The 17,723-nt window shown below is 50.9% G+C and carries 16 protein-coding genes; 10 read left to right on the top strand and 6 right to left on the bottom strand.

Annotation, left to right across the window (positions count from 1 at the left end):
* Positions 1-37: 37 nt before the first annotated feature.
* Positions 38-2,395: a heavy metal translocating P-type ATPase gene (locus HAV38_RS13545; protein ID WP_168055908.1), complete on the top strand. Its 2,358-nt coding sequence runs from the start codon at positions 38-40 to the stop codon at positions 2,393-2,395.
* Between the two features lie 125 nt (positions 2,396-2,520).
* Here the strand turns inward: HAV38_RS13545 and HAV38_RS13550 are convergent, their stop codons facing one another.
* The gene (locus HAV38_RS13550) at positions 2,521-2,754 is read right to left on the bottom strand and encodes an RNA-binding S4 domain-containing protein (protein ID WP_168055909.1); all 234 of its coding nucleotides are present in this window, start codon (positions 2,752-2,754) and stop codon (positions 2,521-2,523) included.
* Between the two features lie 180 nt (positions 2,755-2,934).
* Positions 2,935-3,813, bottom strand: a complete 879-nt coding sequence (gene ypfJ / locus HAV38_RS13555; RefSeq protein WP_168055910.1) for a KPN_02809 family neutral zinc metallopeptidase — start codon at positions 3,811-3,813, stop codon at positions 2,935-2,937.
* Positions 3,814-4,342: 529 nt separating this feature from the next.
* On the opposite strand from ypfJ, the gene HAV38_RS13560 reads away from it, so the two are divergent.
* The gene (locus HAV38_RS13560; RefSeq protein ID WP_168055911.1) at positions 4,343-6,862 is read left to right on the top strand and encodes an acyl-CoA dehydrogenase; all 2,520 of its coding nucleotides are present in this window, start codon (positions 4,343-4,345) and stop codon (positions 6,860-6,862) included.
* 290 nt (positions 6,863-7,152) lie between these two features.
* On the top strand, positions 7,153-7,689 hold the full coding sequence (gene speG, locus HAV38_RS13565) for a spermidine N1-acetyltransferase (RefSeq protein ID WP_168055912.1): 537 nt from the start codon (positions 7,153-7,155) through the stop codon (positions 7,687-7,689).
* A 165-nt stretch (positions 7,690-7,854) separates the two neighbouring features.
* On the opposite strand, the gene sbcB is transcribed toward speG, so the two are convergent.
* Entirely contained in the window at positions 7,855-9,288 is a 1,434-nt protein-coding gene (sbcB, locus tag HAV38_RS13570; RefSeq protein ID WP_168055913.1) for an exodeoxyribonuclease I, read from the bottom strand.
* Positions 9,289-9,755: 467 nt separating this feature from the next.
* Between sbcB and HAV38_RS13575 the strand changes: the two genes are divergently transcribed.
* From HAV38_RS13575 to HAV38_RS13590, 4 genes are all read left to right on the top strand, one after another.
* On the top strand, positions 9,756-9,962 hold the full coding sequence (locus HAV38_RS13575; protein WP_168055914.1) for a hypothetical protein: 207 nt from the start codon (positions 9,756-9,758) through the stop codon (positions 9,960-9,962).
* Between the two features lie 273 nt (positions 9,963-10,235).
* On the top strand, positions 10,236-10,700 hold the full coding sequence (locus HAV38_RS13580) for an Hsp20/alpha crystallin family protein (protein WP_168055915.1): 465 nt from the start codon (positions 10,236-10,238) through the stop codon (positions 10,698-10,700).
* A gap of 33 nt (positions 10,701-10,733) precedes the next feature.
* Positions 10,734-11,138, top strand: a complete 405-nt coding sequence (locus tag HAV38_RS13585; protein WP_168055916.1) for an Hsp20/alpha crystallin family protein — start codon at positions 10,734-10,736, stop codon at positions 11,136-11,138.
* A 517-nt stretch (positions 11,139-11,655) separates the two neighbouring features.
* On the top strand, positions 11,656-11,880 hold the full coding sequence (locus HAV38_RS13590) for a DUF3563 family protein (protein ID WP_168055917.1): 225 nt from the start codon (positions 11,656-11,658) through the stop codon (positions 11,878-11,880).
* 276 nt (positions 11,881-12,156) lie between these two features.
* Here HAV38_RS13590 and HAV38_RS13595 read toward each other — a convergent pair whose 3' ends face one another.
* A complete protein-coding gene (locus tag HAV38_RS13595; protein WP_168055918.1) occupies positions 12,157-12,459 on the bottom strand; it encodes an antibiotic biosynthesis monooxygenase family protein in 303 nt (100 codons plus the stop codon).
* A gap of 456 nt (positions 12,460-12,915) precedes the next feature.
* Between HAV38_RS13595 and HAV38_RS13600 the strand changes: the two genes are divergently transcribed.
* On the top strand, positions 12,916-13,713 hold the full coding sequence (locus tag HAV38_RS13600) for a transporter substrate-binding domain-containing protein (RefSeq protein ID WP_168055919.1): 798 nt from the start codon (positions 12,916-12,918) through the stop codon (positions 13,711-13,713).
* A 221-nt stretch (positions 13,714-13,934) separates the two neighbouring features.
* Here HAV38_RS13600 and HAV38_RS13605 read toward each other — a convergent pair whose 3' ends face one another.
* A complete protein-coding gene (locus HAV38_RS13605) occupies positions 13,935-14,639 on the bottom strand; it encodes a glutathione S-transferase N-terminal domain-containing protein (protein ID WP_168055920.1) in 705 nt (234 codons plus the stop codon).
* Between the two features lie 185 nt (positions 14,640-14,824).
* Between HAV38_RS13605 and HAV38_RS13610 the strand changes: the two genes are divergently transcribed.
* On the top strand, positions 14,825-15,466 hold the full coding sequence (locus HAV38_RS13610) for an FMN-binding negative transcriptional regulator (RefSeq protein WP_168055921.1): 642 nt from the start codon (positions 14,825-14,827) through the stop codon (positions 15,464-15,466).
* Positions 15,467-15,650: 184 nt separating this feature from the next.
* A complete protein-coding gene (locus HAV38_RS13615) occupies positions 15,651-16,169 on the top strand; it encodes a DUF1269 domain-containing protein (RefSeq protein WP_168055922.1) in 519 nt (172 codons plus the stop codon).
* Between the two features lie 175 nt (positions 16,170-16,344).
* Here the strand turns inward: HAV38_RS13615 and HAV38_RS13620 are convergent, their stop codons facing one another.
* The gene (locus HAV38_RS13620; protein WP_245182355.1) at positions 16,345-17,379 is read right to left on the bottom strand and encodes a catalase family peroxidase; all 1,035 of its coding nucleotides are present in this window, start codon (positions 17,377-17,379) and stop codon (positions 16,345-16,347) included.
* Between the last annotated feature and the right edge of the window lie 344 nt (positions 17,380-17,723).

The raw sequence follows: 17,723 nt of genomic DNA on the forward strand, positions 1-17,723 counted from the left end.
ACGCAAGATGATTCAATAATCAATTAAGGAGAGCTGCATGGCAAGTTGTGAGCACGACCATAAGCACGACGAAAAACCTGAGCACGCGCACAGCCATGAGGCACAGGGCGATCATGCGTGTAACGACTCTCACGATCATGGCCATTCGCACGCGCATGGACCAGCGCCAGTCGCGGTCCCTTTCCTGAGTGCCCAGATGCCAAATGGCAGCGCTGAAGCGGTCTTCCTGATTCAGAAGATGGATTGCCCCACAGAGGAGAAGTTGATTCGTGATCGATTTAAAAGCATGGCAGGCATCGTCGGGATGCAATTTAACCTGATTCAGCGAGAGTTGACGGTCCAGCATCATCTGGATTCGGTGGCGACCATCATTAGCTCCCTGAAAGCGCTTGACCTTGACCCCGCCCTGAAGTCCGATACGCTCACCGGCACCGCAGGACTGAGCGCTGAATTGGGCGATGGCGTGTTCAAAATTGCGCGTAGCAAGTGGCTGTTGATGGCGGTTTCCGGGGTTGCCGCGATAGGCTCCGAGGTAGTCGCCTGGACTGACGGCAATGAAACCTCATGGCTGGTCATTGGATTGGCGTTGCTGGCGATATTGACGGGCGGTCTGGATACTTTAAAAAAGGGCTGGATTGCGCTTAAAAACCTATCGCTAAACATGAACTTTTTGATGTCGCTGGCCGTGATCGGTGCGGCGATAATCGGTCAATGGCCCGAAGCGGCGGTGGTGATTTTTCTGTTTGCGCTAGCTGAAATGATTGAGGCGCTGTCATTAGACCGCGCCCGCAACGCAATCAAAGGCCTGATGGCGATGGCACCCGATCGGGCGACGGTACAGGCCGCCTCTGGTGAGTGGATTGAGGTCGTCACAGCACAGGTGGTTATGGCGGCGCTGGTGCGGGTCAGACCGGGTGAACGGGTGCCGCTGGATGGGATCGTCATGGATGGTCAAACCACGATTAATCAGGCACCGATTACCGGCGAGAGTATGCCGGTAGTCAAGCAGCCTGGCGATCAGGTGTTCGCCGGTACAATCAACGAACGCGGCGCTTTTGACTATAGAGTGACTGCCCTTCAGGCTAATTCTACGTTGTCACGCATTATCAAAAGCGTGCAACAAGCGCAGGGTCAGCGTGCGCCCACGCAACGCTTTGTCGATCAGTTTGCGCAGTATTACATTCCGGCGGTAGTCCTGATGGCAGTGCTGGTGGCGGTATTGCCGCCATTGGTGCTCGGCACCGGGTTTTATCCATGGCTGTATAAAGCGCTGGTGTTGCTGGTGATTGCCTGCCCTTGTGCATTAGTTATTTCTACCCCGGTGACGGTGGTCAGCGGACTTGCGGCGGCGGCTAAACATGGTCTGCTGATCAAAGGCGGGGTTTATCTGGAAATGGGGCGCAAGATCACGGCGCTGGCGCTGGATAAAACGGGTACCCTGACTATCGGAAAACCTGCAGTTACCGATATTCAGTTAGTGCAACCGGAAGATCCGATAGAAGTCGCCCGCCTGATGGGTTACAGACGCCTTGCGGCCAGTTTGTCACATCGTTCGGATCATCCGGTCTCAACGGCAGTCGGGGTACATTGGCGTGCAAATAGGGGGCAAAGTGCTGAGCCTACTAACAATGACGCCGCCGGTTTGATCGATGTCAGCGATTTTGCCGCACTGACCGGGTTGGGCGTAAAGGGCCGCATTAATGGTCAGCTTTTTTATTTGGGCAATCACCGGATGGTCCACGATATGGCTATTTGCAGTGCCGCACTGGAGGCCCAACTGGAAGCTCTGGAGGTGCAGGGAAAAACCACCATCGTGCTGTGTTCTGCGACCGCGCCATTATTGATTCTGGCAGTTGCAGACACCGTCCGCGACACCAGTGTAGAGGCGATTGCGCAATTGCGCGCAATGGGCATTACGGCATTGATATTAACCGGCGACAACCCGCACACGGCCCAGGCGATTGGTGCCAAAGTCGGCATCACGGATGCCCGCGGCAACTTGCTGCCGGAGGATAAGTTGAACGCTATCAACGAGCTGGTCCGACGCCATGGTTACGTTGGTATGGTGGGGGATGGTATTAATGATGCGCCTGCGCTGGCCAAGGCGAACATTGGGTTTGCCATGGGGGCCGCCGGGACCGACACTGCGTTAGAAACCGCCGATGTCGCGCTGATGGATGATGATTTGCGGAAGATTCCGGACTTCATCCGTCTCAGCAAAAAAACGCATAATGTCTTGATGCAAAATATTGTTCTGGCACTTGGCATCAAGGCAATATTTTTGGTCCTTGCATTAAGCGGCGAGGCAACCTTATGGATGGCTGTATTTGCCGATATGGGTGCCAGTTTGCTGGTGGTATTTAATGGATTGCGATTGTTGCGGGCGCTGCGGTAGGGGCATTTGCGCAGGCGTTGCACCAAAAACCGCCTGACCGCGCCGTCGTTTAGTCATCATCTTTATCCTGTTTTCTACGCAGTATGGCTATAACGATAGCGGCGATTAGCCGTCTCGGCTGTACTTTACTCGGAGGCGGGGTCAGCGGCCAGCACCCGGATTTTGACATCGCCCAGAGTGACGATCTGGCCAGCACGAATCTTACAGGTTTTGCGGAGTTCAACTTTGCCATTGACCGATACGGCACCGCTGGCAACGATCGCTTTGCCCGCGCCGCCGCTGTCGCACACGCCGGTCAGCTTAAGTAGCTGGTTCAGTTCGACGTATTCGCCGTCGATATTAAATTCAAGTTGTTGCATACATATTCCAGTAAATTAAAAAGCTTGACGCGATTGTCGTCCGTCGCAGTTGCGGCATCGTCGCAAAAGTAATCGCTTAAAAGTAACGCTTAAAAGTAACGCTTACTACGCTTGATCGGGACACGTAATGGGCTTTTGCTGCGATGCTTTTGCGATAGCAACCGTCGAGGTTCCGGCAGGTTACAGCATTTGTGCGTCAAACGTATTACAGGATGCAACCTGACCGTTAGCGATGCCTTGCTTGAACCAGCGCACGCGTTGCGCTGAGGTGCCGTGCGTGAAGGAATCAGGCACGATGTGTCCCTGGGCTTTTTGCTGCAGGGCATCGTCGCCGATAGCATTGGCCGCATTCAATGCCGTCTCGACATCGCCTTGTTCCAGAATATTGCGGGCTTTGTTGGCATGGAAGGCCCAGACTCCGGCCAGGCAGTCGGCCTGTAATTCCAGTTTTACGGATAGGGCGTTCGCTTGTGTTGGGCTAGATTGGCGGCGCACTTTGTCGACTTTCGCCATGATGCCCAGCAGATTTTGAACGTGGTGGCCGACTTCGTGCGCAATCACGTAAGCTTGGGCGAAATCGCCCGAGACGTTAAAGCGCTGTTTCATCATCTGAAAAAAAGTCAGATCGATATACACTTTTTTATCTTCCGGACAATAGAAAGGTCCCGAAGCGGTTTGCCCTGTGCCGCAGGCAGTAGGCGTTGCGCCCGAAAAAAGTACTAATTTGGGTACGCTGTAGCTTTTCCCGCCGGAACGAAAAATTTCGGTCCACACGTCTTCCGTATCGGCCAACACCGTAGCAACGAATTTTGCCGTGTGGTCATTGGCCGGGGGCGCGTGAGCGGGGCTTTGCTGCTGGCTTTGGAGTGCCGGTCCGGCGCCCCCGCCGCTAAGCAAGTTGATGACAGTCATCGGATTCACGCCGAAAAAGTAGGACGCTACCAGCGCAATAACGATGGTGCCCAAGCCAATCGACCTGCCACCGAAACCCCCGCCGCCGCTCTCATCGCCGCGCCGGTCCTCGACATTATCGCTTTCTCGATTTCCGTCCCATTTCATGGTGCGCTCCCGTTAGTTTATTTTGATAATTTTAGCGGAATACGGACCAAACGAGTTGTCATAAATGACAGCATTTTGGTCAATGGTCTGGTCTTTAGTACGCAATAACGTCCGATAGATGCGGAAGAAAAGTAACCATTGCTGAGAAGGAGATTGCCTTCCAACCGGTTTCTGAAGAATCGCTAAAAGGCGTAAAAGTGAGGCAGCATCAAATCTTGTTTGCCTCTCGCAGCGAGCCGATCTAGGATGGTTATATCAACAGTTTATTTATTTTTTGATATTTTTTTAAGATTGCGAAGGACGCTGATCGCTAACCTGCAGGCGTCAACAAATGTTGAATAAGAGCCAAAAATGTTCGAAGAATTGTTTATATGCACTGCTTTGATGCACGGATACGCAAACGTTCCTGATTTATACCTCAATTAGTTGAACCTTTGCCTACTAGCAAGTGACCAATGTCTATGAATTCAGTAAATCGCTATCGATTTGCGCAAAGGGACAAGTTATTGAACATTAACAGGGAGTAAGCATGGTTTATTGGATCGCAGCGCTCGTCATCGTTAGTATTGCATTGATGACCTTACGCGTTAGCGCCGGAATTTGGCTGGTCGCCATTGCGCTGTGGATCGCAGCCGGTTTTCAGTATGTTGGGATTGGGCTTTTAGCTACTGTTTTGTTGATATTGCTATTGGTCGTGCCAGCATTGATCATCGCGCTTAAACCGTTGCGGATGCGGTTATTGACCGAGCCTGCTCTACAAGTTTTTAAAAAAATTCTGCCTCGCATGTCGCGCACCGAACGTGATGCAATTGAAGCAGGAACGACATGGTGGGACGCCGAATTGTTTTCAGGCAAGCCGAATTGGCACACACTGTTTTCATTGGCGGCACCGACCTTAACGGAAGAAGAGCAGGCCTTTCTGGAAAACGAAGTACAGCAATTATGTACGTTGATCACTGATTGGGAAACCACTGAAATCTGGCAGGATTTGCCGCCGCAAGCCTGGAAGTTTATCAAGGACAACGGATTTCTTGGCATGATCATACCTAAACATTATGGTGGCAAAGCCTTCTCTGCCTATATGCACTCGCAAGTGATCATGAAGCTATCGTCGCATTGTTCCGCAGCGGCGATTTCTGTGATGGTACCCAATTCGCTCGGTCCTGCAGAATTATTGCTGCAATATGGCACTGACGCCCAAAAAGACCACTATTTACCGCGTTTGGCGGGAGGCCTTGAACTCCCCTGTTTTGCGCTGACCGGCCCGTATGCCGGCTCAGATGCAGCGGCGATTCCCGATGTGGGGGTAGTGTGTCTTGGCACCTATGAGAATAAAGAAACCCTAGGGTTCCGCGTTACATGGGACAAACGCTACATCACTCTGGGACCCGTTGCCACGTTACTCGGCCTTGCATTTCGTGTATTTGATCCGGAGGGATTGCTTTCCTCCGATGGCACCTTTGAAGTCCATGACGACGGCGATCTGGGTATTACCTGCGCATTAATTCCTACCAGTCATCCGGGGGTGGTCATTGGCCGCCGTCACCGGCCGCTGGACGCCACATTTCAGAATGGGCCAACTTCGGGCAAGGACGTGTTCATTCCGCTGGACTGGGTTATCGGAGGACGCGCGCAGGTAGGTAAAGGCTGGCGCATGCTGATGGAATGTCTGGCTGCAGGGCGGGCGATTTCACTGCCGTCGTCAACGGTGGGATATTCCAAGACGGCAGTGCGCGGCACCAGCGCCTATGCGGCAATGCGGAATCAATTCAAAATGCCGATCGGAAAATTCGAAGGCATCCATGAAATGCTGGCATCCATGGGCGGTAATTTATATTTGATCGATGCTACGCGCAGATTATCGGCCATGGCTGTTGATAGCGGCGAGAAGCCATCGGTGATTTCAGCGATCTCCAAATATCACGTGACCGAACGCGGTCGTGTAATTGTAAACGCGGGCATGGATATTCTCGGCGGCAAAGGCATCTGCATGGGGCCGAACAATTTTCTGGCGCGCACCTATCAACAAGTACCGATTGCGATCACTGTCGAGGGCGCTAATATCCTGACGCGCTGCCTGATTATATTTGGCCAGGGTGCCATCCGCTGCCATCCTTATGTGTGGCAGGAAATAACCGCCGCTGGGGAAGAGAATGAGAGTAAGGCGCTGCAGGATTTTGACACCGCATTTTTCGGGCACGTGAGCTTTATTTTTTCCAATTTCGCCAGAACCTTGCTGGGTGGTATTTCGGCGGGTACGTGGCTGGCGGCACCTAAGGCGGCACCCGCCGAGCTGCGCCATTTTTATCGGGCAGTGAATCGTATGTCGACCGCGTTTGCGCTACTTAGCGATGTATCGATGTTCGTATTTGGAGGCTCGCTTAAATTTCGGGAGAGGGTTTCTGCCCGACTTGGCGACATTTTGTCACAACTATATTTGATATCAAGTGTACTAAAGCGCTATGAAGACGAGGGTCGTCAAAAGGACGATTTGCCGTTTGTGTTCTGGGCTATTGAGGACGCCTTGCATCAGGCGCAAGAGGCATATTTTGCAATATTAGCCAACTATCCAGGTCGCGCAATGGCTTTTTTATTGCGCCTGTCAGCGTTTCCCTTTGGGCGATCTTACCGTCAGCCATCAGACGCGCTGGAGAGTACCGTAGCGCGTGCGATGCAGACGGATGGCCCTAGTCGTGACCGCTTGATCGCCGACATCTACTTACCCGATCATACCCAGGCATCGATGGCTTATGGTGAACTGGCGTTCAAGCTGATTCCCGAGGTAAATGCAATTGAAGCCCGTCTGAAGCCAGCGATCAAAGAAGGCCAACTTGCCCCATTACCTCAAAGTCTTATCGACATGCAGCACTGGATAGAGGCGGCGCTGGCGGGGGGATTTATTACAGTGGAAGAACAGCAGCTAATGACGGAATATGCGCATTGTGTGGATATCAGCGTCCAGGTAGACGATTTTCCGCAGGATTTGGGCCGACTGGAGGCAAGGCAAAAAAGACATCAGCTAGTCCAACTTCAGCAGTATCACCGGTGACGGACTTACGCAAAACCGCCCCAGCGGCGTTGTGCTTTCCTTGCCGCACTTTTAGGACTTACGCAAAACCGTCCCAGCGGCGTTGCGCTGTCCTTGCCGCACTCGCGTGCTGTCTGCGTCGGCACGCCTTGCCGGGACGGCTTTGCGTAAGTCCTAAGTGGGAGTTTACTTAATCTTCGCCTGGCGGCGTTTGGTTTTTTTTGCCGCTCATTAACCTACTTAACAGACGAATTACCAAAAATTTTAGCAACATGATCAGCAACAATAACGGAATTGAATAGAAATTTATTATGACCACCTTGACTAAACCCGGCGTCAGATTACGTCCTCTGGAACGGAACGATCTGCATTTCGTTCATCAACTCGATAACAATAGCCATATCATGCGGTACTGGTTTGAAGAGCCTTATGAAGCTTATGTTGAATTGGTGCAGTTATACGATCAACACGTTCATGACCAGGGCGAACGGCGATTTATTTTAGAAAGTGACGCCGGTGAAATGGTCGGTCTGGTTGAATTGGTTGAAATCAATTACATCCACCGCCGCGCCGAATTCCAAATCATCGTGGCACCGGTCGCGCAGGGTAAAGGATACGCAGAACTGGCATCACGACTGGCGATCGAATATGCATTTTGCGTACTCAATCTTTACAAGCTTTATCTATACGTCGATAAAGAAAACCACAAAGCGATTCATATCTACGACAAATGCGGCTTCACATTGGAGAGTGAACTGCGCAGTGAGTTTTTCGTTAATGGTGAATATCGTGACGCGATCAGGATGTGCATGTTTCAACCGGAATATCTGGATAAGCAGCGTCGCTAACATGGCGGCTGACTGGATGCTGGATGGTTTGTAGACGATGAATAAAGACGATGGATATTGATGACGAATGCAACTCATTGATGCAGCCAACGACTGCAGCCGGGAGGTTCGTAGGTGCCACAAAGTACAGTCTTGCGACCACCTTAACGATGGCCGCACAATTGCTCAGTTCCGCTCAGGCGCGATCATTTCCACATAGTCGTACAATTCGCCCAGAATTTCCTCGCCGCGCTCATCCGCTGTCTCTGACAACGCATCAATGGACGCAAAGAAGTCATCAACGTTGCGCGCGCCGCCCTCGCCATCGAACAGCTTCGCCGCGCGATGCTCTTCCCAGCGCTGGCTTTCTTCTTCCGATAAGGTTTCGGGGAAGTTACGAGCGCGATAGCGGAACAGTAATTCTTCCAGGCGCTTATCGTCAAAATTAGGGACGGAAGTGCTAAGCTTTTGTGGAGACATAGTACGACAGTCGTCCAGTTTTCGACGGTCGCCGTTACCGATAAAGCCACCGTACAAATCCTCGTCGACATCGGTAGGACCAGCAGCGGGACGTTCAAATACTTGCCTCCATAGGGCGGTCAAGTCTGGTGCCTGTGCTGCGATATCGCTGTGTTTCAGTGCAAGTTCACGATCAATGCCCCATTTGACTGCCATCTCCGGTGACAAGGTTTTGAGGTTGCCGATAACCATTGGCGACTTGTTCATGTGAATCGACTTTAATGGCAAGCGGGTCACGCCTTCCGGTAAATCGGCGGACTTACTGAACAAGCGGGACCGCACGGTTTCTGGGTCCAGACTAAATAATTCGGTTGGATCGAAAGCCAGATTCCATGCGAGTATTTCGTTCTTATTAGTCGGATGTACGCCCAAAGGCCACATCAGCGCCACACAACCCTGTTCGGCAGGGAACATGCCCGAAATATGTAAAAATGGTTTTTTAGTAACCAGTCCCAATTCAGCGGCGACGCGGTCTTTTTTATGCAAGCCCAGACAGAAGTCGAATAACTTGGGTTGATGCTGACGGATCAATCTTGCCAACGCGATCGTGGCGCGCACGTCGGACAACGCGTCATGCGCTGCCTCGTGACCAAGGCCATTGGCGGCGGTCAGGTGCTCCAGCCGAAAACTAGGGCGTCCTTCGTCATTGGTCGGCCAATGAATGCCTTCTGGACGCAATGCATATGCGGTGCGTACGACGTCGAGGATGTCCCAGCGACCACAATTGTTTTGCCACTCACGCGCATACGGATCGATCAAATTACGCCAAAACATAAAGCGGGTAATTTCATCGTCAAACCGGATGGTGTTGTAACCAACGCCAATCGTGCCCTGTTGCGAGAAGGCACGTTCGATTTCGGCAGCGAATTGATATTCAGGCACGCCACGCTCCAGGCATTGCTGCGGCGTGATATGCGTAATAAGGCAAGACTGGGGATCCGGCAAGAAATCGGGCGCGGGTTTGCAATAGAGCATGATCGGCGCACCGATCTCATTGAGCTCCGCATCGGTACGGATGGCGGCAAATTGCGCGGGCCGGTCACGTCGCGGTTGCGCGCCAAATGTTTCGTAATCGTGCCATAGGTAACTGAATTCACTCATCGGTAAATAACTCTAATTTCTCTTCGGTGAAGTGGTGAAAATGGTGTCGCCATTGTTTTTCTGCTCTTGTGTTCTGGCACTATTTAACCAGCAGATAAACCGCCTGTCAACAATTTCAAAACCGTTAAGGGTGACCGTTAATGGCAGGGCCGGGCGCATGAAAATCGGCGCAGCAGCGTGTCGTGATCGTGAACGCTGCGTCTCGCTGCTTACATGAGACCGACGTGCCATCGCGTGATCTTCGCGTGATCTGCGTGATTTTTATCGTGGCGGGGATCATCCGCCTTCTCATCCGACGGATGCACTCAGCGTTGCCTTAACGGTAGAATTTTCCCTCTCTGCGCAGATGTATATCAGACCATCAATGGGTGCCTGACGAACTGGTACGCTGGCATTCTTGAATCTGCCAATATTATTTGATAAGATATTTATAAAGCAACTTTAGCCAACGCGAAAAGGAGATTGTCATGACATCAGTGAACCCGCTTTTGTGCAAAAATTTAAAAGCCAAGATAGATTTTCGATGCGTCCCCGAATACGCGCAAGCAAAAATCCTGATTACAGAGAAGGGTCTATTACAAGCGCGGCTTAGAGCGATAGATAAATCATTAAGGCAGACAGAAGCACTTTATCCCGGAATTGTGTCGGTCGCAAGATATGACATTGGAGATTAATTGCCTCTCTAATCTGTCTAGCACGCCTACAGGGTCCGCTGCGGTCCTGCAGCGAATGGAGGCTGACCTATCGTCGTTCCAGACGACTCTCAGCATGCAGGAATTGAAGAAACTAACGGTCTTGAAACTGCTTTAGCGTGGTCCTATATTGAGTTCAGGGAGAAAGTATTGCGCTTGGGTCGGTGGAAAAATCTCCCGAAAGGTCGAAGATACTGCCACATGCAACGCGGTCTTTTCGTAGGTCAATCTTACTCATGAAAGGAGTCGTAAATCATGTTCTCATCATCAATCCGTCTTCCCGGGGGATTTTTGGCTGAATTTGGCGATATTCGCCGTCAATTTGAACAGTTATTGGGGACGGTAGGATCGCCATCGAGCATACGTGCCGTAAGGCGGGGTGCGTTCCCTTCAATCAATATGGGAACCACCGACGCCGCAGTGGAGATTTATGCCCTTGCTCCGGGAATTGATCCTTCGCAACTGGAGGTCTCGGTCGATAAGGGGTTACTTATTATTGCAGGATCGCGCAAAAGCGCCGTACCCTCCGAAAAGCAAGAGAAACTAAATGTCTATGCGAGCGAACGCTTCACAGGGGAATTTAAGCGGGTGCTGAGCCTACCCGAGGACGTGGATTCTGAAAATGTATCCGCCACATATAAGAATGGGATTTTGCGTGTCGTAGTACCTAAGCGCGAATCGAGGAAGCCACGTCGCATCGAAGTTAATAACGTCAGTTAAAACACTACTTACGTGGAGAGGAGGGTTCAAAAAATGAATAGCAAACAGGAATTAGCGGAGCTGGAGGCAAGTAGCAACGACGGTAGCAATGACGCTAGCAACGCCGGAGAAACCTACCTTCCCCTCGTGGACATTATTGAGGACGAGAACGGGATTACGTTGTTGGCTGACTTGCCCGGCGTCACAAAAGAAAACCTCGCGATCCGGGTTGACGCCGACATGCTCATCATTGAAGGGACCGTGACGCTCAATGAGGCTGAAAATATACAACCAGTATATGTCGAGACCAGAGCTGCGCAATACAAACGCACTTTTACTTTAAGTCACGAACTGGACGCGTCGCAAATCGCCGCCTCCATCAACGACGGCGTGCTGACGCTCCATTTGCCCAAACTGGAACAGGCCAAACCGCGCAGGATCGAAGTGAACGTAGCTTAACGGTTTTATCGGTATAGCCAATTCAGCGGGACCGGCCTGAGCTTTTTGCTCAGGACCGGTCAGAAGGGGAAGCAGTCACGCATCCCGCTAATTTTATAATCCTGCCGGGTAGGTCTCGCCATTTCATGATTTTTAGAAGGCGTTCAGATTAAGCAGGGGGAGTCGGAATTAAGGTTGGACTCATTAATGTTCCGTGAAAATTGCTCAATAATTATGGGGTAGGACATCTATTGCACAATCTTTAATGCCGAAATGCCACCAATGCGCATATTAGCGTTTTTGCAGGGGTGGCCGCGTAGTGCGCTACCGAGTCTAAATAAAGTAAATATTCTAGTTCTGCAACAATCGGGGAGTTTATTTGCAGCATGGAAAATAGTCCGCTATGCCCCCGGAATTCACATAGATGATAACTGCTATGGGGATTTGAAATTGGTAAAATTCGCTGTAAACGCTATTGTGATGATGCGCCGCAACAAATGTAGGCCGTTTGCGGTAATTATTGTAATAGGAAAATATCATGTCAACATTGACCATTAGTTCTAATCAGGAAGCACATTCATCTGGGTTATTTAGCAGCGTCACGGCGTTCTTCAAACGCATTGGTAACGCATACGAATTGTCGGAAGCCGCGCGCAAAGAAGCGTATTTGTCCGAAGCCGCCGATTTATACGACCTTGAATATCGTATTCGCCAAATGGATCGTGAAACAGTACAGTCAGCCGCATGGATGAAGGGCTATTAATTCATTGTCCCTTGATGCATTATGCCGTTGAATACGCATGTGAATTAAGATCGGGACACGTGTCCTGAAAAAAATCTGACTAACTTAAAACCACCTAAGTTAAAGCTACCTACGTTATCTGCCGGAAAGATCAGTACATCAGTCGGCTCCGTCCGTAAAGACTCTTTGCGCACTGAGATCGTAGTCGCGTATTTTGCAGTTTTAAAATAGACGAAGGCTGATCGTCACGGTGGAGTGCGTATATCTTTAATCCAGCGTGACGATTACGTTAGGATGTTAGTTTGATTTTGCCAACAGCGAGAAATGCTCGACTGTTGGCGGTGCAGCAAAAAATGGCCCCACTATTCCACGCCATACGGCAAACGCCGCAGATTCACGAAAATCGACGGTGTGGTTTTCTAGTGTCTCCCAATAAATCATCAGGATGTAACGCTCTGGTGTATCAATCCCTTTCTGTATCGTAAAGCCGGAAAAGCCTTTCGCAGTGCTGATTGCTTCAGCGATGCCGCGTTGGATCGCTACGTCAAATTCAGCCTGTTTACCGGGTTGAATACGAATGTCGGCGAGTTCAAGAATCATGTGGTCTCCATGTGTCGGGTGATTAAAAATAGTACTTATACCGGGTGTACGCGCTCGCTATCACTGCTGCGCGTAAAGCACGTTCTTACATTGTGCACAGCGCGTTAGCATGCTTACTCCGCTAACAAGTTTGCAAGTGTGCTACGCAGGCGCACACAGTAAGTACTAATAAGAAACCAGATTGTCGCATTTTTGGTGAAGTTTGGAAGATCTGCGTCACATTGTCCGAGCCAAAGTACGCAACAGCCAAGCGTTTTGCAAACCTGGACGCCATCACCTTGCAAAAAGCGGCGCGTATCGTTGGTAGGCCTGATCCGTTCATTGACTGGTTTCTACAAAAATAGCGCACTCTGCGGTAAAGTTGGCATGGATGTTGCATCATAAAATGCGGCTAAAAATGCATCGCATAGCAGCCACAATACGTTGTGTTTCCACTGTTCATTACCGGGGTTTACAATGAAATTAAAAAAAATGTTGTTGCTGTCGTCGCTGTCTGTGGTCGTGATGTCAGCGCAGATTGCGCATGCCGATGCATTGGCCGATATTCAAAAATCGGGTACTTTGCGCATCGCGGTTCCTCAGGATTTTCCGCCATACGGCTCGGTGACATCTGATATGCAACTGCAAGGATTGGACATCGATGTCGCAAAATTGCTCGCCAAAGGAATGGGGGTGAAGGCCGAATTGATTCCTGTCGGCAGCGCGAATCGGATGGCCTATTTGCAGACGCATAAGGCGGACGTTGTGGTATCTTCTCTGGGCAAAAATGCGGAGCGTGAAAAAGTCATCAGCTTCTCGCAACCTTATGCCCCTTTTAACAATAGTCTGTATGGCGCAGCCGACCTCAAAGTGGCGAGCGCGGCGGACCTCGCCAACCAGACGGTGGGGGTCGCACGCGGAACGTTTGAGGATACTTTGTTATCGGACACCGTTCCTAAAAGCACTGTCATGAAGCGCTATGAAGACAACAATACGCTGATCTCAGCCTATGTTTCGGGACAGGTGCGGTTAATCGGGACCGGCGATTTTGTGGCAATCACCATTGGCGAAAAGGATCCAAAACACAAACCGTTCATGAAATACGTCATTCAGGAATCCAGGTGTCTGGTCGGCCTGAATAAAGGCGAACCCGCGCTGATGGCAAAGGTCAATGAGGTCCTGACTAAAGCCAAAAAATCAGGTGAACTCAACGCGATCGTCAAAAAATGGCTTAACGTCCCTTTGCCGGATAAATTGGCTAACGTTTTTGAGTAACTCCGTCAGCCGGCGGGGCGCGGGGCGATATGGCGCTGTGTGCTGATTTGTTGAATACATGCTATGCGGCTATTTGCGGTATGGCGAGGTTTGCCCGCCTTTTACCCACTCTACCTCGACTGGCGCATAAAGACGTAATCAGCTGAGGTAGCTTGTATGTCGACGCGGGGCGCAGAGAGCAACACTGCGCCTGTTCCAGAAGTCTTCAGGTTCTTGACAGCTTAGGTCCGCTTAGGGATGACAAGGCCTCGGGCGACTGCAGGACGTGCAATAAAAAGATCCAGGACGCGCGTGATATGGGGAAAGTCTCTGAATCCCACAATGTCGCCCGCCTCATAAAAGCCGATCAGATTGCGTACCCAGGGAAAGATTGCGATATCGGCGATTGTATAGTCGTCGCCCATAATCCAGTTGCGCCCCGCCAGACGGCGATTCAGCACATCTAACAAGCGCCGTGATTCTGCGACGTAACGATCACGCGGGCGCTTATCTTCATAGTCTTTGCCCGCAAACTTATTAAAGAAGCCAAGTTGTCCAAACATCGGACCGATGCCGCCGATCTGAAACATCAGCCACTGGATAGTCTCGTAACGACCAGCGGCGTCGGTCGGTAAGAACTTGCCAGACTTGTCGGCCAGATAGAGCAAAATTGCGCCGGATTCAAATAGCGCTATCGGCGCGCCATCAGGGCCGTTCGGATCGAGGATGGCGGGAATCTTGTTGTTCGGATTAAGAGAAAGAAACTCCGGCGACATCTGATCGCTGGTGTCAAAGTTGACCAGATGTGCTTCGTACGCCAGGCCGGTTTCTTCCAGCATAATCGACGCCTTTACGCCATTTGGCGTAGGCAGAGAGTACAGTTGGATTCTGTTAGGGTGCTTGGCTGGCCATTTTTTAGTGATAGGAAATGCAGAAAGATCGGCCATGATGAGTCCTTTTAAGAAGTGATGGGCATGTTTATGTGAAAAATGCCATCATTAAGTAAGTTACCTAGCTTCGGAAGCCAAGTAAGTAAGCGTCAATTCAACCACAGCCGTATAGAATATCGGAAATAGCCTTCGTCTGATACTTAACGACGGAAATCGCTCCATCCTCTAACCGACGAGTATCCATGTATCTGCCTAAGCACTTCGAGCAACCGCGGATTGACGTGATGCACGACCTCATCCGCTCGCATCCTTTGGCGACGCTGATCACGATGACCGCCGCTGGTATTGAGGTCAATCATATTCCATTGTTATTATCGGATCAGCCGAGGCCTCTCGGCACCTTGTGCGGGCATGTGGCCAGGGCCAATCCGCTCTGGCGCGATTACCAGAAAGAGGTTGAGGTGGTGGCTGTATTTAATGGCCCTGAAAGTTATATTTCACCCACCTGGTACGCGACCAAAAAACAGCATGGCAAAGTAGTTCCGACCTGGAATTATGCCGTCACGCATGCCTACGGTACTTTGCGTGTAATGGATGACGCCGTTTGGCTACGGACGCATCTGGAGCAACTCACCGCTCATAACGAGGACGGTCGTCCGGCGCCTTGGATGGTAGACGACGCGCCGCGTGAATACACAGAAAAAATGATTATGGCGATTGTGGGGATTGAAATCGTTATCACGCGCTTGATTGGCAAGTGGAAAGTTAGTCAGAATCAGCCTGCGGAAAATCGTGCGAGTGTCATTCATTCTCTAAATAACGGCAGCGAATTGCATGGCACGTCCATGGCTACGCTTATAGCGGATGCGGGCAAAAATTTCTGAACAGGCGTTTCTTTTTGCGCTCAGCGAATATTCGAATAGGACGCAATACCGACCTGGGACTTTAACCTCGATAATAATGCCCCGTTTTAGTGCGTAAACGCATATTGCCCCACATAAAATTTGTCTATTAGCTTCCCATTGCCTATGCTGTAAACATATTCTGTCATCCTTGAAGGAGACCGTTATGTTAGCCCGACAAAGACTTTATTTCATGTTACCGGACGTTGTCAGTGCGCGCGGTATGCTGGATGAATTGCTATTGGCCCGTATAGAAATCCGGCACATGCATTTTTGGGCGGCGGAAGGTGCGCTGCCAGAAGATATGCCCGACGCCAATATCTGGCATAAAACCGATCTGACGCACGGTGCGCAAAACGGCATGATGATGGGCGGCGTGATGGGGTTCCTGGGCGGTATCTGGCTGGTTTACTTTCCCCCCGACTGGGTACATCTTAATATGCTCGCTATAGTAGTGACCACGATTGCCGGTATTATCCTTGGCGGCTGGATGTCGGGTATGGCGGCCGCGGCGCTGCCGAACTCGCGACTAGAAAATTTCCAGAAGGATATCGCTAATGGTAAAGTCTTGTTGCTGGTGGACGTACCGTTCAAAAAAGTGCGGATGATCGAGGATTTGATTGAAAAACGACATCCCGAAGCAAAATTTGGCGGTGTGGAGTCTCATATTCCCGTATTTCCTTGATGGGAGTATCGGGTTGGATTGCCACGCAGGGGAGCAGGAGGGAAGAAACCGGACGATTAGTCCGGTTTTTTTTCAGTGATGCGCTTTCAACGATCCGCATTCCAATATGAATGACCGGTATTAATAACTGGTATTAATAACCAATATTAATCTCGAGCTGGATGAAAAGATTGTCTTAGTTTCCCGAGAGGCGCCGTCTGACGCTAACACTATACGCAAGCGGACGCGCCAGCAGAATTGGATCCGCCGACGGGGCAATGCCATCGACCAATAATAGCGGATTAAACGCCAGCGTCTTCTGGATCGCCAGACTGTCAGCCGCCATGGTGGTTAGCGACAGAACGCCTAGCTCTATCTGAGGCCGATTATCCGGCCAGATAACTGTACCGTCATCGGTCACGTCGCCAGGGGCGGCAAGTTGCGCGCTGATGCGGAATGTGACGGGTGCCTTCTCCAGACGCGTCGGTAATTCATCCATTAAATAATTCGGCGCCGCTTTTGCCAGTTGTTCCTCGTTCAGCGATTGATTGCCCGCCAGAGGTTCTATGCGATACCGCGCATATTGGCTTTCCCCTTTTGCATTGGTGAACTTAAATGCATTCACGCCGTAAAAGCTTAAGGTCCCAAAACTGACCGGTGCTGGCTTCGGCGCGATGACAAATCTCTTTGCAGCAGGATGCGTTGCCAAAAATTGTTCGACCGGGGTCGGCTTTGGCGAGTCCGGTTTGGTGCTTGAAACGGCTGTCAGGAGCGCTAGAAAGTCTTCAGGATTGGCAACTGGAAATCCATTGAACGAGATACTGACAATGTCAGTAATTCCGCCATCGGGCAACTGGAAGCGAATCGCGATACCGTGCGGGCTGGCGTTTGGCGATGCATCCGGTAGCGTCGGAACACCCGTCGGATCAGAGAAGCGCACCGTCACCGGTACGGCGCTCTGGAAATGCGCCGCTTTGCTCAGCGTTGGCGCGGCGGCCGAAGGCGTGAAGGTGCCGGTGACGACTATTCCTTTGGCGTGATTGGCGCGAAATCCTGTGTACGGGCCTTTCGCCAAAACGGTCATCGTATCGACGATTTTTTCATTCACATTTTTTTCAGGAGTGGTCTGATCAGCTGCGATTACTGGTGAGGCGAGTAACAAGAGCACAGCACCGCTGAGCATCTTGCGTGTTGTTGATGCATGGGCATGACGAATGAAAAGGGATTTCACAAATAACTCCGGGAATAAGGTGATTTATTTATTTAGATGGATTCAAAAAATGGTTTAGGCAACTTAAGGCCGATAACTATTAGAATTTTTGGGCCTCGTGGTCCAACTTATGAAGTTGTTAGTAAAGCAAGCGTAGCCTACAGGGGATTTGCTAAACGCGTTGCAAGTGGGCCTTTTTTGCCAATGACGGAGGCCGTATCAAAACGCAGGAAGCGGGCAGCGGAGCGTCTCAGAGACTTCCATCGCCGGGAGAATTATTTTATCGATGGCGGCATTGCGCTGCACCGCTTTGGGGCATCTTCGGGATTACGATCCAGCGCGGCGTTTTTCGCGTGGTGGCGATG

This window comes from Glaciimonas immobilis (genome assembly GCF_011947285.1).
Lineage (GTDB): Bacteria > Pseudomonadota > Gammaproteobacteria > Burkholderiales > Burkholderiaceae_D > Glaciimonas > Glaciimonas immobilis.